The 20,521-nt window shown below is 52.9% G+C and carries 20 protein-coding genes and 1 pseudogene; 8 read left to right on the forward strand and 13 right to left on the reverse strand.

Translation table 11 applies throughout. From position 1 onward, the window contains the following. Window positions 1-11: 11 nt before the first annotated feature. A complete protein-coding gene (locus EDM54_RS03625) occupies window positions 12-344 on the forward strand; it encodes a spore coat protein (RefSeq protein ID WP_003391289.1) in 333 nt (110 codons plus the stop codon). Window positions 345-436: 92 nt separating this feature from the next. Here the strand turns inward: EDM54_RS03625 and EDM54_RS26360 are convergent, their stop codons facing one another. Together EDM54_RS26360 and pdxR are read right to left on the reverse strand one after the other, a co-directional pair. Next, a complete protein-coding gene (locus tag EDM54_RS26360; protein WP_003391288.1) occupies window positions 437-2,173 on the reverse strand; it encodes a methyl-accepting chemotaxis protein in 1,737 nt (578 codons plus the stop codon). Window positions 2,174-2,251: 78 nt separating this feature from the next. Then, complete coding sequence (gene pdxR / locus EDM54_RS03635) at window positions 2,252-3,694, reverse strand: MocR-like pyridoxine biosynthesis transcription factor PdxR (protein WP_122957785.1); 1,443 nt, start codon at window positions 3,692-3,694, stop codon at window positions 2,252-2,254. A 146-nt stretch (window positions 3,695-3,840) separates the two neighbouring features. On the opposite strand from pdxR, the gene EDM54_RS03640 reads away from it, so the two are divergent. Together EDM54_RS03640 and EDM54_RS03645 are read left to right on the forward strand one after the other, a co-directional pair. Continuing rightward, window positions 3,841-4,470 carry a LysE/ArgO family amino acid transporter gene (locus tag EDM54_RS03640; protein WP_003391283.1) on the forward strand — a complete coding sequence of 210 codons (630 nt, stop codon included), beginning with the start codon at window positions 3,841-3,843 and terminating at the stop codon, window positions 4,468-4,470. A 158-nt stretch (window positions 4,471-4,628) separates the two neighbouring features. Further along, window positions 4,629-5,015 (forward strand): cupredoxin domain-containing protein, encoded by a 387-nt coding sequence (locus tag EDM54_RS03645; protein WP_003391281.1) that lies wholly within the window; start codon window positions 4,629-4,631, stop codon window positions 5,013-5,015. Between the two features lie 38 nt (window positions 5,016-5,053). On the opposite strand, the gene EDM54_RS03650 is transcribed toward EDM54_RS03645, so the two are convergent. The 3 genes from EDM54_RS03650 to panE form a co-directional block, all read right to left on the reverse strand. Further along, a complete protein-coding gene (locus EDM54_RS03650; protein WP_122957781.1) occupies window positions 5,054-6,241 on the reverse strand; it encodes an MFS transporter in 1,188 nt (395 codons plus the stop codon). 175 nt (window positions 6,242-6,416) lie between these two features. Continuing rightward, the gene (locus EDM54_RS03655; RefSeq protein WP_003391276.1) at window positions 6,417-7,352 is read right to left on the reverse strand and encodes a 4-hydroxy-3-methylbut-2-enyl diphosphate reductase; all 936 of its coding nucleotides are present in this window, start codon (window positions 7,350-7,352) and stop codon (window positions 6,417-6,419) included. Between the two features lie 41 nt (window positions 7,353-7,393). Then, window positions 7,394-8,323: a 2-dehydropantoate 2-reductase gene (gene panE / locus EDM54_RS03660; protein ID WP_003391274.1), complete on the reverse strand. Its 930-nt coding sequence runs from the start codon at window positions 8,321-8,323 to the stop codon at window positions 7,394-7,396. A 227-nt stretch (window positions 8,324-8,550) separates the two neighbouring features. Here panE and glnA point away from each other — a divergent pair, with 227 nt between their 5' ends. The 3 genes from glnA to EDM54_RS03675 all read left to right on the forward strand — a co-directional run bounded on the left by glnA (window position 8,551) and on the right by EDM54_RS03675 (window position 10,958). Next, entirely contained in the window at window positions 8,551-9,969 is a 1,419-nt protein-coding gene (glnA, locus tag EDM54_RS03665) for a type I glutamate--ammonia ligase (RefSeq protein ID WP_003391272.1), read from the forward strand. Window positions 9,970-10,270: 301 nt separating this feature from the next. Then, a complete protein-coding gene (locus tag EDM54_RS03670; protein ID WP_003391270.1) occupies window positions 10,271-10,627 on the forward strand; it encodes a group I truncated hemoglobin in 357 nt (118 codons plus the stop codon). Between the two features lie 238 nt (window positions 10,628-10,865). Further along, the gene (locus EDM54_RS03675) at window positions 10,866-10,958 is read left to right on the forward strand and encodes a YjcZ family sporulation protein (RefSeq protein ID WP_024985359.1); all 93 of its coding nucleotides are present in this window, start codon (window positions 10,866-10,868) and stop codon (window positions 10,956-10,958) included. 211 nt (window positions 10,959-11,169) lie between these two features. On the opposite strand, the gene EDM54_RS03680 is transcribed toward EDM54_RS03675, so the two are convergent. Next, window positions 11,170-12,630: a Kelch repeat-containing protein gene (locus tag EDM54_RS03680; protein ID WP_051925281.1), complete on the reverse strand. Its 1,461-nt coding sequence runs from the start codon at window positions 12,628-12,630 to the stop codon at window positions 11,170-11,172. Window positions 12,631-12,858: 228 nt separating this feature from the next. Between EDM54_RS03680 and EDM54_RS03685 the strand changes: the two are divergent. Both EDM54_RS03685 and EDM54_RS03690 read left to right on the forward strand, forming a co-directional pair. Next, window positions 12,859-13,011 (forward strand): annotated as a pseudogene (locus EDM54_RS03685) (IS1595 family transposase); the annotation flags it as partial. A 69-nt stretch (window positions 13,012-13,080) separates the two neighbouring features. Next, window positions 13,081-13,437 carry an MmcQ/YjbR family DNA-binding protein gene (locus EDM54_RS03690; RefSeq protein ID WP_003391266.1) on the forward strand — a complete coding sequence of 119 codons (357 nt, stop codon included), beginning with the start codon at window positions 13,081-13,083 and terminating at the stop codon, window positions 13,435-13,437. Between the two features lie 213 nt (window positions 13,438-13,650). On the opposite strand, the gene EDM54_RS03695 is transcribed toward EDM54_RS03690, so the two are convergent. The 7 genes from EDM54_RS03695 to EDM54_RS03725 all read right to left on the reverse strand — a co-directional run bounded on the left by EDM54_RS03695 (window position 13,651) and on the right by EDM54_RS03725 (window position 20,517). Further along, a complete protein-coding gene (locus EDM54_RS03695; protein WP_174768857.1) occupies window positions 13,651-14,997 on the reverse strand; it encodes an MFS transporter in 1,347 nt (448 codons plus the stop codon). A gap of 545 nt (window positions 14,998-15,542) precedes the next feature. Beyond that, complete coding sequence (locus EDM54_RS03700; protein WP_003391262.1) at window positions 15,543-16,259, reverse strand: YwiC-like family protein; 717 nt, start codon at window positions 16,257-16,259, stop codon at window positions 15,543-15,545. Between the two features lie 42 nt (window positions 16,260-16,301). After that, window positions 16,302-17,414 carry a TIGR04053 family radical SAM/SPASM domain-containing protein gene (locus tag EDM54_RS03705; RefSeq protein ID WP_024985362.1) on the reverse strand — a complete coding sequence of 371 codons (1,113 nt, stop codon included), beginning with the start codon at window positions 17,412-17,414 and terminating at the stop codon, window positions 16,302-16,304. 319 nt (window positions 17,415-17,733) lie between these two features. Beyond that, window positions 17,734-18,675, reverse strand: a complete 942-nt coding sequence (locus EDM54_RS03710) for an energy-coupling factor ABC transporter ATP-binding protein (RefSeq protein WP_238986175.1) — start codon at window positions 18,673-18,675, stop codon at window positions 17,734-17,736. Window positions 18,676-18,682: 7 nt separating this feature from the next. Continuing rightward, window positions 18,683-19,474: a cobalt ECF transporter T component CbiQ gene (gene cbiQ / locus EDM54_RS03715; RefSeq protein WP_122957783.1), complete on the reverse strand. Its 792-nt coding sequence runs from the start codon at window positions 19,472-19,474 to the stop codon at window positions 18,683-18,685. Beyond that, complete coding sequence (locus EDM54_RS03720; protein WP_003391254.1) at window positions 19,471-19,755, reverse strand: energy-coupling factor ABC transporter substrate-binding protein; 285 nt, start codon at window positions 19,753-19,755, stop codon at window positions 19,471-19,473. Before EDM54_RS03720 ends, cbiQ begins: the two co-directional genes overlap by 4 nt. A 3-nt stretch (window positions 19,756-19,758) precedes the next feature. Then, window positions 19,759-20,517, reverse strand: coding sequence for an energy-coupling factor ABC transporter permease (locus EDM54_RS03725; RefSeq protein WP_003391253.1), 759 nt, complete (start codon window positions 20,515-20,517; stop codon window positions 19,759-19,761). Window positions 20,518-20,521: the final 4 nt, after the last annotated feature.

A 20,521-nucleotide genomic window follows, 5' to 3' on the forward strand; every position in this document is an offset into this window, starting at 1 on the left:
GGGGAAACCTGATGCCCAATCAAAATCAGATTGCCAATCCACAAAGCGGACAGCTCCCCCAGGTAAAAGGACCGCAGATGAACGATCGGGACTTTATCAACGATGGCCTTGCCACGTGCAAATACCTGACTGACAGCCTCAATGTTGCCGTACGGGAAGCCAGCCATCAGCAGTTGTACGACGACCTCTTGCAAATCTTGAACGAGACGCACCAGAGCGCTCGGGAAATGTACAATCTGATGTTCCAAAAGGGCTGGTACAAGCTGGAGGCAGAAGAGCAGCAAAAGCTGCAGCAGGCATATCAGCAGTTCAGCGGGTACTCCAGCCAATTTCCTTATCATTGATGGGAGAAACACGAAAGAAGGGACATCCACGACCGGATGTCCCTTTGCTTTGAAATCGATGTACGCAATGCAATACCGCTTGGCGTTAATGACTACAGCACAAAAATATCAGTCTTTTGCCGCAGCTGCCTGATGTGGACTGCTACCTCTTCTGCTTCCCTCGCAACCTGCCGGATATGTTCCCCAACCTCCTGGATCGTAGCGGTGACCTCCTCGGCCGAAGCAGCGGTCTGCTCGGAAACCGCGGTCACGGAAAGGACGTCCTGCCGAATCGACTGCTGGAATCGGCTCATCTCATCCGTAATGACTACGACTTGCTCCAGAGCCATCTGCAAAGCGTCCGTGATGGCTGCCAGACGGGATACTCCGTCAGAAACGCCCTTGATCTTTTCGGACTCCTCTTCGTACTTCGACATCGTCAATTCCAATTCACTTGTCACCCGGTTTACTTCTCCGATGACATCCTGCACATTTCTTTGGATCACCAGGGTCGCTTCGGAGGTTTTCTCGGCCAGCTTTCGCACCTCTTGGGCGACGACAGCGAAGCCTTTCCCCGCTTCCCCCGCCCTGGCGCTCTCGATGGCCGCATTTAGTGCGAGCAGATTCGTCTGCCCGGCAATTTCCTGAATCGTGGTCACGACGCTGCCGATGTCAGCCGACTTTTGCACCAGCCGTTCCATACCGGAATTGACTTGTCTGAGCTGGGCTGACGTTTCTCTGGAATGCGACAGGAAGGACTCTAGCTGCAGCCGGCTTTCTTCTCCTGTCCGCAAAACGTCTCTGCCCAGGCGCTGCATGTCTTGCACCTGTTGATTCACGTTTTGAATCTTATCCGTCAACTCGCCATTGAGCCCGGAGATGGCTTCGACAGACCGGGCCGTCTGCTCGTTCCCCCGCGCGATCTCGCTGCTCGCCGTGCCGATTGCAAGTGCCTGTTCCTCTACGTTTTGCATGCTGCGGGCCATTTCGTCGGTCATTTGATCCATTTGTCCAGCCGCTGTTTTCACATCGCCAATCAGCTCTCTGAGGTGCGCAATCATCTGGGAAAAAGAATCCATAATCAGGCCGATCTCGTCTTTTCTCGAATAGGCAAAATCCGCTTCCGCGAGTTTTCCGGCTGAGACTTCCCCGGCCTTTTCGCTGATTTGGCGCAGAGGACGCAGCCTCCTGCGAATGAACAGCGCCAGACAGATCGCGGCGAGGAAGGAGACAATCAAATTGAGTGAAAGCGTAGCGGGCAGGCTTTCCCATTGGACCTTCGAGATGATGCCTTGGACAGCCGAAGCATCAATATCGACGCCGAGAATGCCTACCACCTTGCCAGACTGGACCAATGGGGCAAATGCAGAAAGGTAGTCCTCATTGTATTTGGCATCATGGACGATCGGCTGACTGGCTGTTCCCCCGTTGAGAACAGGAACCAGCTCCTTGTACGTCAAGGTGGAAGCCTCATCGCCGATCTCGGCTGCATTCGGCTCCCCTTTGGGCAAGCCATCGATCATCAGCTTCACGTTTTCTGCCTCATCTACCTGAATCGTATAAATGTACTTTGCCCCCATTTTCTTGCGAATGTCGTCCAATTGATTCCGGATGCTCCAATAGTCCTCGCCCTCCACAGGGTTTTCCAGGAAGCGTTGATACGTCCCGATGTCCACCTGTGCTGCCGCATTCCGGGCCAAATCCATCCCGAAAGCGGAGATCGACTTTTCTACGGCATTGCTGTTGTGCAAATAAAGACTAAGCGCATTGACAGCCGCCAATAAAAGCATCACCACTCCGATGATGATCACGATATTTGTCACGATGCTTGTCTGTTTTTTTGTTTTCATGGAATCCCCCCAGCAATGGCTTTCCCGACATGTTTTTGTATGGATTTCCCTACCCTTTTTCCCGCCGCGATAAACCCGCTACTTCCGCAATAACTGCGAGAGCCGGTACAGCGCATGCTCCAGGTCCTCCTCGCTTGCGTAAGCGTAGGAAAGACGCATATGCTGACTGTCTGTTTGGTCATACACATATCCGGGGTTCAGCAGGATTCCCTCGGAGAGCGCCCGTAAAAAGAGCGTCCGCATGGATCTCGCCTGCTCTAGGCGCAGCCAGATGTAAAACCCGCCACGCGGCTCCTGCCATTCGGCAATGCCGGAAAACCAGCGAGAAAGAGCACTGCATGTCAGGTTCCTCCGCTCTTTCAGCGACGCTCTTACCCGCTTCAAGTGTTGCTCGTAGCGATTTCCCCGCAGCCACTCTGCCGCAGCCAACTGGGACAGAGCGCTTGCACCGTAATCTGTCTGCATTTTGACATCGGCCAGCCGCTCGATCACCGGCTCCGGCCCGACGATCCATCCGATACGCAGCCCGGGGCTGAGCGTCTTGGACAGGCTCCCGGTGTACAGGACAAGCCCGTTCTGGTCCAGCGCTTTCAGCGGCAGCGGTCCCGGCTCGTCCAGCCACAGCTCGCCGTACACATCGTCCTCCAGGATCGGAAGCCGCTCCCGTTCGCAAATAGCCATGACCTGACGTCTTCTGTCTTCAGACATGAGCGTGCCGGTCGGATTGTGAAAAGAAGGAATCGTATACAAAAGAGCCGCATCCCGGAGCTGCTTTTGCCTGGCCAAAGACTCCGGCCGTATTCCTTCGTCATCCATCGGAATCCCCAGCAGGCGCATCCGGGAAGCTTGGAAAACCGATAGCGAGTAAAGGTAGGAAGGTCGCTCCAGGAGAATACCGGAGCCCTGTCGCAGGATACCTTGCGAGATCAATTGCAGGGCTTGCAAGGCTCCCGACACGATCAGTATCGATGCGGGCGACGCCTCAATCCCTCTTGTCCGCAGATAGCCGCTGACGGCCTTGCGCAGCGGCATCCAGCCCTTTGGCTCCGAGTAGCCCAGGTGGGTAAGGCGTCCCCGCAGCGAACCGAGGATCTCTTCCGTTTCCCTGAGCGGCAACAGGTCGGGGGACAGCTCTCCCGTTCCCAGACGGATCATGGAAGGATCACTCTCGTATTTGTTGATGTCCTGTATCGTCTGCATATTGGACGGATGATCTCCTGTCTGTACATAGCTCATCCAATCGGGAGGCGCTGCGGATGCGAGAACGGACCATGTATTGTTGCTTACGACCGTTCCGCTTCCCACTACAGACTCGATCAGTCCTTCCGCTTTTAGCTCGTCCAAGGCCGTGACCACTGTACTGCGATTTACCCCCCAAGCCTCCGCCATCGCCCTTTGCGTGGGAAGTCGGGTATGAACCGGCCATTCGCCGCTTGCGATCTTTTCCTTTATATACTGGATGATTTGCAAATAAACAGGCAGGTCAGCATGTTTGTCCGGCTTCCAGTCCAGCTTCAGCATCACAGCATTCCCCTCCTTTTCCGACAGTTCGTTTTGTTGCTATTTTACGAATTGGTTGGTCTCAAAGCAAACCAATTGGCTGGAGACATTCTCCGTTTTTTCACGTACGCTAAAACCTATGAAAAGGATACAAAGGAGGCTCCCGCATGTGGGAAGCAATCGCGCACGGTTTCGCACTCGCACTTGGCTTAATACTGCCGCTAGGTGTGCAAAACGTATTTGTCTTTAACCAGGGAGCACTGCAGCCTACTCTCTGGCGTGCACTGCCAGTCGTCATCACGGCTGCTCTTTGTGATACCGCCCTTATTTTGCTGGCTGTGCTCGGTGTTTCACTGGTCGTCCTTACCTTTGCCTGGCTGAAAATGATCCTGTTTGCAATCGGTGTCTGTTTCCTCGCATATATGGGCTTCATGACCTGGCGCAGCCGCCCGGCTGTGGACAAAGAGGCAGCGGAGCGCTTCACGCCCAAGCGGCAGATCATGTTCGCCGCGTCCGTTTCCCTGTTGAATCCGCATGCCATCCTGGACACGATCGGGGTCATCGGAACGAGCTCGCTTCAGTATACGGGTACGCTGAAATGGGCCTTTTCCCTCTCCTGCATCCTGGTCTCCTGGCTCTGGTTTCTGGCGCTTGCCATCGCCGGAAGAACCGCTGGAAAGCTCGACACCTCCGGCAGACTGCTCCGCGGGCTAAACATCGTCTCCGCGCTGATTATCTGGGCTATCGCATTGTATATGGCCATTTCCTTGATCCGCGATTTTCAGTCTCTTTCCTGACCAAAAAAAGAGAGCCTCCCCGCTCTCCTTTTTTGCTTCTCTACGTTCCTCTGCGCTTTTCGGCCGCAAACACTTCTCTTGTTTATCCCAAAGAGGTCCAGGGCAGGATAATAGTAACACCTCCAAGAATTCCGCACACGCAAAGGAGCTGAAGGGATATGACTCGTCAACGGTACAGGCAGCTTCGCTATCCGTTAATCGCGTTGGCGTTGATACTGGGGTTACTGGCTATTCATCAGTACCGCCTGTATGCCTCTCCAGTGACTGCCCAACGCGTGCAGACTGTAACCATCTCCAATGCAGGTTTCTTGCCCAACAAGCTATCCGTCAACAAAGGAGAGACCGTCTCCCTGATGATCGTCAATACGGATATTCGCCCGCACAATCTCGTGATCCGCGAATTGAACGTGCAATCCTCCGATCTGAAGCCAAACCAGTCGGCAACGCTGCAATTTTTGGCTGAGCAGGAAGGCCAATTTCCATTCATCTCCAATACCCCCGGCTATCCGGAAATCGGTTACCAGGGGACTTTGATCGTCAATTAGCCTTCACGCTGGATGGCTCTAGCAACGGAAGAGCTTTGCTAGAGGTGGCTGCTTTGGGCAAACCGGGGCTGCTTCCACGGCCCATAGCGGATTACTAGCAAGGGAATCAAGCCTAGAGCAGTCGCAATCCCAAAGAACAAATACGTTTCCAAAATCGACGAGAGGTCCTTGATCCAGCCGCCGACCAGATTGCAGGTCATCGACCCGAGTCCATTCCCGATAGACACAAATAAAGACAGCGCCGTCACTTGCAGAGAAGCCGGTGTGTTGTCCCTGACAAATTGGGAAGCTGTGGCCAAATAAAAGCCGACGGAAAGTCCTTGCAGGAAAAAGAAGGCGATCACAAATGTCGTCCCCGGCGCCGAGCTGTACCATAGCCAGCGCATGGCAGAAACAGTCCCCGCCAAAAGAATCGTCAGCTCCAGGCCGAAGCGGCGGACAAAGAAACTGGCCAGCTTCATGAACGGCGCCTCACTGCCGGCAAAGAGCATAAAGGCAAGCCCGATGCCGGCGACAGAGCCGCCAATATGCTGGTAGTACAGCGAAAACCAGATGTTGTGCGCATTAATGGCTCCGTAGATAAAGAAAGAAGCAATGAGAAAAAGGACATAGCGAGGGAGCTTCATCAGCTCCATCACGCCCTGAAGGAGGCTCCCGCCAATCCGCGGAGCCGATTCGGTATTATCCGGAATATTTCGCAAAAACCAAACAGCGATCAGCGACGCCGCACAGTAGGAAACGAAAATGCTTCCCGTACCCCATTGCTCCAGAGCGAGTCCTGTCAACAGCGCTGCCACGGCAAAGCCGACGCCACCCCATAGGCGAATGTCTCCAAACTGGAGGTGATGTTGTTTGGCATAGCCGAGCGCCATGCTGTCCGAGATCGGTACCAGCGCACTTTGGAAAATAGAGAGCAGGACGTACATAAGGAAGACGAGCGCAAACGTCGAAACCGCCGGAAAGAGCAGACCGACCAATCCCGAAGCGACCAGCGCAAGCATCAATACAGGTTTTCGTATCTGAAAACGATCACAGATCATTCCCCAAATCGGCTGGGTGACCATGGAAACAACAGGAGTCACTGCACTGATGATGCCGATTTGGGTTCCCGTGAGCTGAATGGACTGATAATACTGAGTAATCAGCGGATAAAGCGCCCCGTACCCGTAATAGATGAACAGATACAAAGCACACAAGCTCATATGCCGCCCTACCTTGCCCTCCATAGAGTCCTCCTTCTGATTTAAGAAAACCAGGTTTTCGCCAAACTGTTTGGCGGTCGACCAAAGAAAAGACGAGCCAACAGTGCTCGTCTTTTGCAGGTCTTCAGCATCCGCGCCCCATCGACAGGCTCTGGCTCTCCTGCCGCAGTGAGCCAGCCGCCTGACGAAAGCCGGCGCTTTACTTTACCGATGGAAGGATTTTGTTCATATTGACCGTTCTTTTCTTATCCCACGTCTCCGGCTTCGTTTCGTCGTATTGCTCGAGAAACTGGATAACCTCTTTGGTCAGCGGCGTCGGGGTGGACGCCCCGGATGTTACAGCCACCCGCTTTTTCCCTTTCAGCCACTCCAGATCAAGCTCGGACAAGTCTGCGATCCGATATGCCGGCACACCGGCAATCTCTTCCGCTACCTGAGCGAGCCGGTTGGAGTTGTTGCTGCGGGGATCGCCGACGACGATGGTCAGATCGGCCTCGCCTGCCTGTTCGGCAACGGCTTCCTGCCGAACCTGCGTGGCCAGGCAAATTTCATTGTGGACCTCTACTTGCGGATAACGCTTGATGATCGCGTCCATCAGGTGTTTGACATCCCACTGGCTCATCGTGGTCTGATTGGTGACAATCAGTCTGTCGGTCGGCATCGACAGTTTTTCGATTTCGTCTACGGTCTGCACCAAATGCACCCGATCAGGAGCGATTCCTACTGCCCCTTCAGGCTCCGGATGCCCCTTCTTGCCGATGTAGAGGACGTGGTATCCCTCCGCCACCTTTTCACGGATCAAATCATGCGTTTTGGTGACATCGGGGCATGTCGCATCCACGACGGTCAGCCCTTTATCACGAGCTTTTTTTCGCACCTCCGGCGAAACGCCATGGGCGGTAAAAATGACTGTCCCTTCGTCTATTTGATCCAAGAGGGCAAGCCGGTCTTCGCCATCCAGCGTTTTGACCCCCATCTTTTCAAACGATTCAACCACATGGGCGTTGTGCACGATCATCCCAAGAATGTGGATGGGACGGGGCAGATCGAAGTTTTGCGCCGTTTTGAGCGCGAGCACCATAGCGTCAACGACGCCGTAGCAATAGCCGCGGGGGGAAATCTTGATGACTTCCACGTTTACCCCTCCTCCATTTTGCGTATTGCCTTCATTATAACTTATTTGGCCGCTTCACGCTTCAATTCGTACACCTTCAAATTGTTGTAAACAACCTTGAGCATCGGTACGGCAATCCCGAGCTGGTCTGCTTTCTGAATCAAAAATCCTTGCAAGTGGTCGGCTTCCACCGGCAAGCCTTTTTCCATGTCGCGCAGCATGGATGCCTTCATGCGATAGCCTTGCTTCATAAATGTATCCATTTGCTTGTCCTCAACGTCCTCGTCGATCGGAGCTCCCAGCTTGCGCATAACGGCTGCGCTTTCCTCGGCCAACTGGCGTGTCAGCTCCAGTCCGTACACCGCATCGCGGATCGGACCGACTGACGAATTCATCAATGTCGTGATTCCTGACAGCGTGGTGATAAACAAGTATTTTTGCCACATGTCACGCTGAACATCGGCGCTGGCCCGAATGCTCGCTTTCGTACCGGCGAATGCCTGTTTGAGCGCTTCGACTCGTTCGCTTCCTCCACCCTCCCACTCGCCGAAAACCATGTCGTGCGTCTGGCTTGTCTGGACGACATCTCCCTCCGGGTTCAGCGTCGTTTCGATGAAGCACAATCCGCCCAGCACCCGGTCACGACCGAATGTATCCCACAACCGCTCCATGTGAGCGATTCCATTCAAAAGCGGCAGAATGACTGTATTTCCGCCTACATACGGCTCGATCGACTCGATGCTGTCATCCAGGTGATACGCCTTATTGGATAACAAAATGACATCAAACGGTCCTGCCTTTTCTCCCGAGACAATCAATTGGGGCTGCTCCAGGTGAATATCGCCGTGAACGCTTTGTACTCTCAGCCCTCTTTGCTTCAATTGTTCCCGTCTGCGTTCCCTTACGAGAAACGTGACGTCGACCCCTTTTTCAGCGAGCCGGGCACCGAAATAACCGCCTACTGCCCCCGCTCCCAACACCAGCACCTTCACCTAAATCCCTCCACCCTTTTTGTTCGAAATAGTTCGTCTATATTTTACAAAAAAGGAACCGGATACAACACCCCGCAATATTATGTTAGAAAAACTAACATTGAATGTCACTAAACCTCTTGACAGCCTCGTTCGTAAACTTTTATAATCCTCAGTATAGAAAACAGAAGAAAGTCGAACGTTTAAAAATGGATTCTTAATAAATATTCGTGAACGGAGTGATTCGAATGGATGCTAAAACAATTCTGTCTCTCATTGAGCTGGAAAACATTGAATATGTGGACTTCCGCATTGTAGATTTGCTCGGTCGCCAACACCATGTCACCATTCCTGCCTATGCTGTCGACGAGGACACTTTTCACAACGGCGTCGCTTTTGACGGCTCCAGCCTTACAGGCTACAAGGGCATCGAGGAAAGCGATATGGTCGCGATTCCCGACCCGGCCAGCGCCTTCGTCGATCCGTTCGTCGAAGCCAAAACATTGAATATCGTCTGCAACATTCACAATCCCGACGGGTCCGCTTATGATCGCGATCCCCGCGGCATCGCCCTGAGGGCGGAAGCGTATTTGCAGGAGCTCGGAGTGGCAACAGATGCCTACTTTGGTCCGGAATCGGAGTTCTTCCTGTTTGACAACGTCCGCTATGCTTCCGGTCCATCCGGCTCTTTCTACCACATCGATTCCGAGGAGGCTTACTGGAACACTGGCGCGGAAGGAAAAAATCTTGGCTACAAGGTCCGCAACAAAGGCGGTTACTTCCCGGTTCAGCCGACGGATTCGCAAGCGGATATCCGCAATGAAATGTGCACCCTGATGTCGCAAGCGGGTCTGAAAGTCGAGCGCCACCACCACGAGGTAGCAACGGCTGGCCAAGGCGAAATCAACTTCCGCTTTGACACGCTGACCCGGACGGCAGACAACCTGCTTCTGTTCAAGTACATCGTGCGCAATGTAGCTGCCAAGCATGGCAAAACTGCCACCTTTATGCCGAAGCCAATCGTCGGCGACAACGGTTCTGGCATGCACGTCCACCAAAGCCTCTTTAACGGCGACACGCCGCTGTTTTTTGAAAAAGGCGGATATGCGAACTTGAGCGAGATGGCCCTCCACTACATCGGAGGCATCCTGCATCACGCGCCGGCATTGATAGCCCTGACCAATCCGAGCACCAACTCGTTCAAGCGGCTGGTTCCCGGCTACGAAGCACCCGTCAATCTGGTGTTTTCCAAAGGAAATCGCTCGGCAGCTGTCCGCATTCCAGTCGCGGCCGTAACACCGAAGGCTTCCCGAATTGAATTCCGCACCCCGGACTCTACAGCCAACCCATATCTGGCGTTCGCCGCCATGCTGATGGCCGGACTGGACGGAATCAAGCGCAAGCTGGACCCTCGCGAGCTGGGCTACGGTCCGATCGACAAAAACATTTACGACTTGTCCGATGCCGAAAAAGTGGATATCAAGAGCGCGCCAGGGTCGCTGGCTGAAGCTCTGGATGCTCTGGAGAGAGATTGTGACTTCCTTCTCGAAGGCGGCGTCTTTACACGCGAGGTAATCGAAAGCTGGATTGCCGTGAAACGCGGCGAAATTCAAGAGGTCGAGCGTACGGTGAATCCGAAGGAATTTGAGTTGTATTACGATCTGTAAGAGGAATGCTCGTATAAAATCCCTTTTGTATGAAGTGTGATCTTGTGTTTCATCTGAAAATTGGGACAGATTGGGGACAAACGGTAAAAAACAACACATAATGATGAAAGGAAGAGAGCCCTTCTCGCTTGAGGAGGGCTTTGTTCATGTATGCGCCCTTTTGGCTTTAGAGAGAGTGGCGAAGAGATTGGATAGCGCTTTGATGTCCTGTTTTGCAGAGGATTATTGCGAAAGTCTATCATAAGTTTTCGTCATTTGCGGAATACCTACATTGATCTATGTCTACCAGGGAGGTTTCATCATGGCAACGTTTTACGAAAAATACGGTGGCGAAGAAACAGTTGCTAAAGTCGTTGACTACTTTTATGAGTTGGTTTTAGCTGATGATACCGTGAACCATTTTTTTGCCAACACCGATATGGAGAAGCAGCGGAAGCATCAAACAAAGTTCATCAGCTTTGCCCTGGGTGGGCCAAATCAATATTCGGGCCAATCGATGGCAAAGGCCCATGAAGGCATGAATCTGCAGCCGGTTCACTTTGACGCCATTGTGAAGCATTTGCATGCTGCCCTTGCCCATTTTGGTGTAAGTGAAGAAGATATTGATGATGCGTTGACCAAGGTCGGGTCGCTACGGGATGATATTCTGTACAAATAGGCGTACTGCCACTGTGTTCATCAACTTCCTGGCAATGCTGAATAAACAACCGCCAGCGAAATAAGCAAAGCCCTTCCCGTTCAAGGAGGGCTTTTTTATATTGGTTTGATGAAAAATCCGCGGCTACCATCACGGCACCCAATTTTGATCAATCTCCGCATTCGCCCTTACCCCACACTCTTCTCACGCATAGCTTATTTTGAAGCTTTTTCCAAACCTAGCTAAGGAGTGATTCAGAGTGTCCAGCAGCTGCGGAATTTTTGGCGACAACTTTTCTTTGATTTTGGTTCTGTTCATCCTGTTGGTAATCGTCGGTTGCGACTGTGATTAATTTGCAATGCTTGCGGGCGGCTTTTCCAAGCCGCCCAATGATGGACTTACGAATCAAAGGCAATTATCCTCACGTAAACAAGGAACATAAGAGCAAACAAACCCTTCCCGGGACAAACATTCATGATGCGAACAAGCGAAGCCCTTCTCTGTCGAGGAGGGCTTTCGCTTATAATGGCGCGGATTGTTTCGTCGCGAAGGCAATCGCTGTTTTAGTAACGCAGCTCGTCTGTCAACTGCTCCTCATTTGGGTTCCCGGCCTCATCCTCCACAATCGCCTCCCCCACCCTCACCTGAACATAGCTTCCGTTTGGCAACAAATCAAGGGTAATCACCAGCTTGTTCGCGGAGAATTGAATCGTATCGTCCCGGCCCAAAGATTCGTAAGGGCCTCCATCTACCGAATAACTGATCATACCCTTGACGTCATCAAGATCTCTGCTAAGCGTGACTTCTTCTGCAAACAAAAGCGTTACTTCCAGATGAGGCGCATAGGTCTCGGCTGTCGCCAATTCCGACCGATCATAGCCGCCAGCTACGAGGACGCGTCCATCCGGGAGAGGCGCAGCTACTCCTTCCAAGCGTCTGCTGGAAAGCGGAACGGTATACTCCCACGTATCGGTTCGGGGATCATATATTTCCGCCGAGCTCTCCGAAATCCCCCCTGCTACCAGCACTTTGCCATTTTTCAATGCGACTGCTGAAGGCTTGTATCGTTTCTCATACATATCACTTGCATATGTCCACGAATCCGCGTCGGGATCGTAGACTTCCGCGGACTTCAGCTCGTTGCCGGCCGCATCTATACCGCCCATTACCAATACTTCTCCGGTTGGAAGAAGAACTGCGCCAGCACCTTCCCTTCCTGTATTCATGTTTGCAGCGCTGCTCCATTCTTCGGTCTCTGGATCAAATATTTCCGCTGACTTTTGAACGCCTTTCTTTGAAAAACCTCCCACTACGAGAATTCTTCCGTCCTCAAGCGTTGCAGCTGCCGGCTTAAACCGTTCCATTTCCATGGGGATACTTTCGGTCCAGCTATCCGCTTTTGGATCGTACACTTCTGTCGACTTTAAAAATGTACCCCTTCCTTCCGGGTCGCCGCCAACGACCAGTACCTTGCCATCAGGCAGTACGGCTGCAGCCGGACCGTACCGAGGCACGCTCATGTCTTCCAGTTGTGTCCACTTTTCACGATGCGGGTCGTACATGACCACTGTTTTTTTCATACTGCCTCCAGCGACCAGAATTTCACCATCTGGCAAAACCGCGGCTGCTCCACCGATATTCGGCTCCATCATCTTCGCCGTCTCTTCCCATCCTCCAGCTTTTGTCTCGGCATCCTCCGAGACGGGCCCTTCCAGGTCAACAGCAAAAACAATCGGGGTGGGCAGGGAAACAATGCCCTGTTGATCAATTGCATAGAGAACGTATTGTCCTCCATGGGTCAGTTTTGTCTCCCTCGGGGCAATGGTGATCACCGTTTCCGCATCGGCTGCGGTCACATCGGTGCTGCCAACTGCGGCCAGTCGGATCCGGTTCTCATCGCCGGGTATGCCGCTGGGAACGAGATATGCACTGCCAGCCTTCGTGCTTTTCACTACTACATGGAAGCCGTCCTGATATTCCTCCTTGTTTACCCAATGATCTCCACCGGCCGTTTGCTCTGGCATCCAACCGACCACTGGAGGATTGTCGCTATTCTCGCCTTATACCACGCATGGCTTTCGAACGAGCCTACACCGTGCGGGCGCCTTTCAGCGCACACGGCGTTCCATCAACGAATAAGAAAACTTGTACAACGGGCAATGTAAGTCTAGTTCGAAAATCTTGCTCTGTAGACTAACTAAAGTTATAGGGGGGCCGAAATTTCTTTAGACAAAGGCTCTGTTAAAGGCTCTGGCTTGTATCACCTTTAAAATGTCAACAGTCTCCATTCTCGTTTGAAACAATGGATAGACCGCTTTAAAGGCGTGACTACAGCGTATCTCGACAACTACGAAATGACAGAGACATATGACAGTTTGCGACTGTCAAGTTTTACTGTAAATTAGTAAAATTATGGGCGACAAAAATTATTCGTATAACAGAAAGACAGACAAGGTATTTCGGGAGGTATTTTTTTGATAAATAGAGAAGAAATATTTACTTATGTAAAGGAGAAATTTGGCACAGAGCCAGACTACCCTTGGTTCAAGTATCCAGATTATGCGGTATTACGACACAACAAGGATGGCAAGTGGTATGGAGTGATTATGAATGTACCGAGAATCAAATTAGGTGTATCAGGGGAAGGAAGAGTCGATATAATTAACTTGAAGTGCGACCCGGAAATAAATCGTTTATTAAGGAGTCAACAAGGAATTTTGCCTGCATACCATATGAATAAGGAGCATTGGATTACAATTGTTTTGGATAGTCCTTTTCCTAAAGATGAAATCTACGATTTAATTAATTGGAGTTACAATCTAACCAAATAAAACAGAATTCATCTATTCAAATATATAGGCAGTTAGCATAATCCAGAGGCAATATCTGTTAGAGGCGCAGCGTTTTAGTTGCATCTCTTATTTTGATAAAATATCAACACTATATGGCAACGGCAACAGAGCCTAGACAACAAAAACAGCCGGACAAGCATCCGGCTGTTTTTCGCATACAGCAGTTTTCGCTGTATAAAATCAATCATTTTGTCAGCTTTGTCTACGGCCATATGCTGATGAGTATATCACTCGGCCAACAAACACGAGCAAAGCAAAGACGATCAGCAAATTGCTGTAGACGAATGCCGCAGGCTGGCCTACTGTCGGGAGCAAAGGGAAGTCCAGCAGGCTATTCGATAACAAGCCGCCGACAATCGCTGCCCCGATCCCCTCTGACAAGAAGCAAGCCAGGTTGAGCATTCCCATGCCAGCGCCGGCTTCGTGTTCTTCCAGCGTCTCTGCCACACTGGAGGAGATCGCTGTTTTCACAAAGGACAGACCGCCAAATGCCAGCACCAGTGCACCAGTCATAAGCCACGGTGTTTGGTCAGCAAACAGTGCTGTGCCGAGAAAGCTCATAGTGATCAGGAACACACCGAGAGACAATACAAACAGATGCCCTCGCCTATCGGCCAGTCTCCCTCCAACAACACCGAAAAACGCTACGCTCATGGTACCCGGGAACAGAATTCCTCCCCCGATCAAGCCCGTACTCAAATGATGCACGTCTCTCATCATATACGGCACCATGGAAATGAAGCCTGCGGCAGTCCCGAGCAAAATGCATCCCGTCAGAACGCCTTTGACAAACCTCGGTTTCCTAAACAAGGATGGTTCGATAAACGGCTGTTCCACGCGACGAATATAGAAGGCAAACATCCCTAGCAGGAGAAAGCTCCCCGCCAGATACCCCCATTGGTATCCTGTCGTATACAGGGTAAACATCACCATCACAGCCGAAAGCAGCAAAGCGCCCTTCACATCCACTTTCCCTTTGCGAGAAGGCTCGTGCGGCAATACCCGCAGAAAGAAAGGAATGGAGACAAGCGTTACTACCGGGAGCAAAAAAAGGAATGACCAATGAATCGTGTCTGCCACGACACCTCCGATGACGGGGCCGATTCCCTCTCCCATAGCAACCATGGAGCCTACGATTCCAAATGCTTTCCCGCGATCTTCAGGTCCGATATAGCGGGCGATCATGACCATGATCATCGCGGGAACGGCCGATGCCCCTGCGCCTTGAATAAACCGGGCAGCAATGACAGCCGGAAATGAAAATGGCGCGAACAGACCGAGCAGCGATCCTCCGCTGTATATACACAAACCGATGACAAGCAGCCATTTGACGCCGTACATATCGGCCAGTCTGCCATAAATGGCCGAACCGATCCCGAAAGTAATGACAAAGCTGATCGTTACCCAGTTGGCGGTGGATGGCGGTATGCCAAATTGGTTGGCGATGTCCGGCAAGGATACGGTAAATACCGTTTCATTCAATACGCTGAAAAACCCTAGAAAGCCAAGCCACGCCAACACCGCTGGCAAATGGCCGATAGCTCTGGCGGGACCGGCAGCTTCCGCGCCCTCTGTTTGCAAACGATCCTGCTCGTTCCGTTCCTTGTCCACCAAAATGAAAACCCCTTCCCCATTTCAGGGGAAGCTCGCAGTTTACAGGGCAAGTTATGCGTCTTCCCCTTGAATTTGAGCCCTAACCATCATCGTGTACTTCATAAGAACGCCTCCTATGGATTATGTAGAAACCATTATACAAAAGGAATAGTCCGAATTCTAGGTATTTCCAATGAAAAACGAGCCTTGGCAATCACGCCCACAGGCTCGTTGATGTGGTGCAAGTTGGTCCTACGACATCATCCACTGAATGAGTGCAAAGGCCGCTGCTGCGAGACCTCCGGCGAGGGCTCTCCAAACAGCAATATTCTTCATCGCCATTCCCTCCCATCGGCAAGCTTTCCGCTCTTATTAGCTGCATGCCCGATTGGAGTTTAGTGTGCTCCTTTGCCGGTTGAGCTAATCCAATTTGCCCTGTCCTTGCGTCCAGCCAAGCGATGGGAACGCAGACAGAAAAGCAACGCGATCCCTCACAGATACAAGCACAGAACGGTGGCCGTCATCATCACGGCATAGCCGATCTCCGAGATTCCGACGACTTTTATGGACGGCTGCAGCCGGGGCGAAACGATCGCCCGGATCAAAAGCGCGCCGGCCGGCAATAGCAGCCAGGGCGAGAACAGCCAGGCCATCACGGCAATTTGAATGATATGATAGCAAACTGACAGCCAGTAAAACACTTTGTTCCGCTTCTCGCGGATCATCGTTTTGACGTAAAAGACCGTTCCCGCAAAGTAAAGAACACTCAGAGAGAACAGCGACAAAGCGACTCCCCAGTCGTTGCCCCCGCCGATTTTATAGGTGACAAAGACGATAGAGCTGAACAGAAGCACCGCCGCAAAATCGTTCGCAATCGCCCGCTCTTGATTTTTTCGCGCGTAGTAGCAGTTGATCAAGAAGAACGGCAGCAGCGACAGCGCGTACCAGCTCAATCCCGGCTTTGCCAGCAGCAACGCTCCGGCGAGCGGAGCGAGCAGCACACCATAGAGCATGAGCGGCTTTTTGTAACGGTCTTTCTTGCCGGTGCGAATCAACTGCAGCAGCGGAAAGGTAAACAGATACAGCAGCAGCCAGCCCAAAAACAAAGGGAGGTGAAAAATCACGGGAGCGGACGCAAACACGCCGAACAGAAACGGCACGATCAGCATCGCCCAGGCGCCGTGCTGGTTGGGGATGAACGCTCTCATTTCCGACGCTCTCCTTTCTTTTCCGATTGCACAAAAAATTGCTTACGTCGCTTGGCAAGTTTCTCCGGCATTAGCGCTAATGCCCTCATCATAAGCACAGTAAGGGTCGCTTTCCAGGTAATCGCCCGTTACGCCGTAGGCCCGGGCTCTTGAGCCTCCGCAGATTTCCTTGTATGGACAACGACCGCACTTTCCCTTGAGGAGAGACTTGTCCCGCAACTGCTTCATTACGGGCGCTTCCCGATAGATCTGCCTGAGAGAGCCCTCGCGAACATTTCCCGCCTTTACAGGAAGAAAACCGCTCGGGTAGACATCGCCGATGTGGCTGACAAAGACAAAGCCATCCCCGTCATTGACTCCTTTTGGGGCTCTGCCCAGCCAATCCGGACGCTTCTTCGTCCGCGCATCCCGAGGCATTGTCTCGCGCTGCCTGAGCTGGTTCCAGACACGGCGAAAATGAGGGGCTTCCGTCACTTTTACATCGTACGGCATTTGTTTGTTCACCTGGTACAGCCAGGTCATCACTTCTTCGTGCTGCTCCGGGGTGATCATGTCTGCTTTCATCCCTCTGCCGACCGGGACGAGAAAAAACAGACTCCACAATACAGCTCCCATCTCCCGGACGACCTCTGCAATCAATGGCAAGTCATGAAGGTTGTAGCGCGAGACTGTCGTATTGATCTGGATCGGTATCCCCAGCTCCTGCAAATAGCCGATGCCTCTCTGTGTCATTTCGTACGAGCCTGCCGTCCCGCGAAAGTGATCATGGACCTCGGCAGTCGATCCATCCAGGCTGAATGCCCACCGCGCCAGCCCCGCTTCCTTGGCGCGGCGCACTGCCTGAAAAGTGACCTTCGGCGTAGCGCTGGGGGTCATGGATACGGACAGACCCTTTTCCTGAACAGCGTACTCGGCCAGCTCAAACAAATCTCGGCGCATCAATGGATCCCCTCCCGTAAAAACGAGCAGCGGACGATCCATCTCCGCGATATCGTCAATCAGTCTTTTTCCTTCCTCAAACGTCAATTGCGCCGGATCCGATGCGTACTGCGCCTCAGCCCGGCAGTGCAGGCATTGCAAAGCACACGCTCTCGTCAGCTCCCAGACCACGATAAACGGACTTACAGCGTAATCACGTTCTTTCAACAAGCTCATCGCTCGCCCTCCTGTCCTGCCAATCAGCTTCAGCTGCTCTTATCGTAGCGAAACGGCCGACTGACAGGTGTGAGGAGCGTCACCATGCGTACAAAAAAAGCTGCCTTTTTCGCAGCCTGATTTGCTAAAAGCCATGCGAACGCAGGCCTGCACTTCTCCAATAGTACAGCAACATGAAAATCTGTTCTACTCCAATATTTCAACGACATGAAATCCGTTTTGTCCCAATATTTCAACCACCTGGAGTCTGTTTTTGTTCCGATATTGCACCTGCATGGATGCTGTCTGTACTGCTGCTCCTCCAGCACAAGCGACCGGCTTATGTAATGCAGCTTGCAGCTATTCGCCGCAATCCCGCAGTCAGCTCCTCCACGGACCTCGGCACCCGGGAAGAACCGATCTCTTCCCGCAGGGCGGCAGGCAACGCTTCCCACACATCGAAGACAGCAGGCGTACGAAGCTGCAGCCTCTCCAGAGTATCCCGCCGGGAGAAAACCGCCTCCGGCTCTCCTTCCAGGGCCAGCTTCCCTTTTTCCATGACCAGCACCCAGTCGGCCCAGGCAAATGCGAGGTCAATGTCATGCGTAGCCATCAGGATTGTCGTTCCGGCCGCATGGATGCGGTCCAGCTCCTGCACAAAATTTCTCGTCTGCTCTTGATCCAGATAGGCTGTCGGCTCGTCCAGCAGCAGCAGCTCCGGCTCCAGCACCATGACTCCGGCCAATGCCACACGCCGTTTCTGCCCTAGGCTGAGCCGGTGAATCGGCGTTTCTGCCCATTCGGTCATCCCGAATGTTTCCATCGTGCGGTACACCTTTTCCCTGACAACGTCTTCCGGCAGCTTTTGATTGCATAGTCCGTAGGAGATATCCTCGGCAACCGTCGCGGCGATCAGTTGCTGCTCCGGGTCCTGAAACACCAGACCGATTTTTTGTTTCAGCTTGAGCAAATGAGCCCGGTCGTAGGAAACGGCCATCCCTTTCCACAGGACTTGGCCCAGATTCGGCCGAAAAATTCCGTTCGCATGCAGAAACATGGTGGACTTTCCGCAGCCATTGTGGCCCAATAGCACACACTTTTTTCCGGCAGGGACACCGAGAGAAAGTCCGTTGAGCGCCGGTTGGGAAGCTCCCGGATACGTGTAGTGAACGAATGAAAATCGCAATATGTCCAAGGCAGCTCTAGCTGTCTGTTCTGATGCATCTGCTTGTTCTGCTGCATCTGTCTGTTCTGCTGCATCTGTCGTCACTTCGAATGCCACTCGCGCCTCATCCTCCCATCCACCATTCCAGCATCGCCAGCAGGAGACATCCGGCTACCGCTTCCCATTCGTACCTTTTGGAACGCATATGGGAGGCATGGACCAGGACGCGGAAATCGTCCGTAAACCCTCTTGCCGTCATGCTGATGTACATCTGGCGGTAGCGTGCCATCGTGCGGATAAATAATTGAACGATCAGCCTGCCCGCATCCTTGAGTGTTCCCGCCGTGCCGCGGTGCCCTCCTCTGGCCTTTTGCGCCGTCCAGATTTGCTCGGCTGTCTCCAGAAGAACGAAGACAAAACGGTACATGATCATCATCAGATCAGTCAGAATGGAGGGGATGCCGATCCGGCGGAACACTTGCAAAACCTCGGCAAAGGGAACTGTAAAAAGAATAAAGGAAAAGCAGGAGAGCGCCGCCAGCGAGCGGGCGGCCAGGCTCATGACCCTGGACAGCCCCTCTGCCGTCACATAGACAACCCAGCTTCCCAACTGCCAGGATGCGATTGCATTGTCATCCCGTGTCCATTCCGCCAGTCTGGATGCCTCCAGGAGCAGCGCCGGGCTTCCGGCGAGCAGGAAGGCGACGGAGGCAGCCACCACGACAAAATAGATCCGCCATGGAGTGCGGGCATAGACGACGATCCAGACGCTCATCCAGACGAACAGAATGCCCTGGACAAGCGGGTGGCTGATCAGTGCCAACAGCAGCATGGCCAGCGAAAAGAGCAGCTTCTGTTCGGGCGGCAGCCTCTTCAGCCTGTTTTCGTAAGCGAGGGAGTCGATCCGTCCAATCATTCTTGCCTGTTTTTCAGCCGGCCCCGGTACAAGCCGATGGCATACCCGATCACGCCTGCTCCCAGAGCAGCCTGCAGGGCGAACAAGAGGCTTTCTGTCTCACCGCCGGGAGGTTCGAGCAAAGGCTGAAACCACGGCTCGTAGTCAGGAGCCACCTCCATGATCGCTTCCTCTGCCGCTCCATCGGCTCCGCCGAATTCCGAATCTTTTACGACCAGCAATGGCACCACCGCCAGTACCGCTGCCGCCAAAATGAGCAGCCAGTTCGTCCAACGCTTCATCTCTTACCCCTCCCTTTTCAGCAGCTTCAGCTGCGACAATTCTTGCGCGTTGTAGGCTTGAAGCCAATTCCACACGAGCACCGTCAGCAGTCCCTCGCTGATCGCCAGCGGCACCTGCGTCAAGGCAAATATCCCCGCAAACTTGACAAAGGAAGCCATAATCCCGCCAGAAGCAGCCGGGAATGCCAGCGCCAGTTGAACGGAAGTGACCAGATAGGTGCTGAGGTCAGCCAGCGCTGCCGCGAAAAAAATGCCGAGCTTCTGGCCACCTTTCTTTCTGGCCACCAGCCGATACACGCCATATGCGACGAACGGGCCAACAACCGCCATGGAAAACGCATTGGCGCCGAGTGTCGTCAAGCCCCCATGCGCGAGCAGCAGCGCCTGAAACAAGAGCACCAGACTGCCCAGTACAGACATGACCAGCGGACCAAACAAGATCGCGCCCAGCCCTGTTCCTGTGGGATGGGAGCTGCTGCCTGTCACGGACGGAATTTTCAGCGCGGACAGGACAAATGCAAAGGCTCCCGCTACCCCTAAAAGCAGCTTGAATTCGGGCTTCTCTTTGACAATGCGTTGAACCTGACGCAAGCCGAGGAAAAAGAAGGGCAGAAAAACAGCCCACCAAAACAGCGACCACCCTGCCGGCAAATACCCTTCCATAATATGCATGGCATGTCCGGTTTGTGGCGTATTGAACAGCAAGTAAACAAGAAATCCGGTTATCAGAAGACCACTGGCAACGGTGCGTCTACCCCTCATTCAG

The sequence above is a fragment of the Brevibacillus borstelensis genome, assembly GCF_003710865.1.
GTDB classification, from domain to species: domain Bacteria; phylum Bacillota; class Bacilli; order Brevibacillales; family Brevibacillaceae; genus Brevibacillus; species Brevibacillus borstelensis.

Bases quoted from the DNA above. Each gene is read 5' to 3' on its own strand.
- EDM54_RS03625 (WP_003391289.1), top strand. From the start codon at position 12: ATGCCCAATCAAAATCAGATTGCCAATCCACAAAGCGGACAGCTCCCC.
- EDM54_RS26360 (WP_003391288.1), bottom strand. From the start codon at position 2,173: ATGAAAACAAAAAAACAGACAAGCATCGTGACAAATATCGTGATCATC.
- pdxR (WP_122957785.1), bottom strand. From the start codon at position 3,694: ATGCTGAAGCTGGACTGGAAGCCGGACAAACATGCTGACCTGCCTGTT.
- EDM54_RS03640 (WP_003391283.1), top strand. From the start codon at position 3,841: ATGTGGGAAGCAATCGCGCACGGTTTCGCACTCGCACTTGGCTTAATA.
- EDM54_RS03645 (WP_003391281.1), top strand. From the start codon at position 4,629: ATGACTCGTCAACGGTACAGGCAGCTTCGCTATCCGTTAATCGCGTTG.
- EDM54_RS03650 (WP_122957781.1), bottom strand. From the start codon at position 6,241: ATGGAGGGCAAGGTAGGGCGGCATATGAGCTTGTGTGCTTTGTATCTG.
- glnA (WP_003391272.1), top strand. From the start codon at position 8,551: ATGGATGCTAAAACAATTCTGTCTCTCATTGAGCTGGAAAACATTGAA.
- EDM54_RS03670 (WP_003391270.1), top strand. From the start codon at position 10,271: ATGGCAACGTTTTACGAAAAATACGGTGGCGAAGAAACAGTTGCTAAA.
- EDM54_RS03680 (WP_051925281.1), bottom strand. From the start codon at position 12,630: ATGCCAGAGCAAACGGCCGGTGGAGATCATTGGGTAAACAAGGAGGAA.
- EDM54_RS03700 (WP_003391262.1), bottom strand. From the start codon at position 16,259: ATGAGAGCGTTCATCCCCAACCAGCACGGCGCCTGGGCGATGCTGATC.
- EDM54_RS03705 (WP_024985362.1), bottom strand. From the start codon at position 17,414: ATGAGCTTGTTGAAAGAACGTGATTACGCTGTAAGTCCGTTTATCGTG.
- cbiQ (WP_122957783.1), bottom strand. From the start codon at position 19,474: ATGATTGGACGGATCGACTCCCTCGCTTACGAAAACAGGCTGAAGAGG.
- EDM54_RS03720 (WP_003391254.1), bottom strand. From the start codon at position 19,755: ATGAAGCGTTGGACGAACTGGCTGCTCATTTTGGCGGCAGCGGTACTG.
- EDM54_RS03725 (WP_003391253.1), bottom strand. From the start codon at position 20,517: ATGAGGGGTAGACGCACCGTTGCCAGTGGTCTTCTGATAACCGGATTT.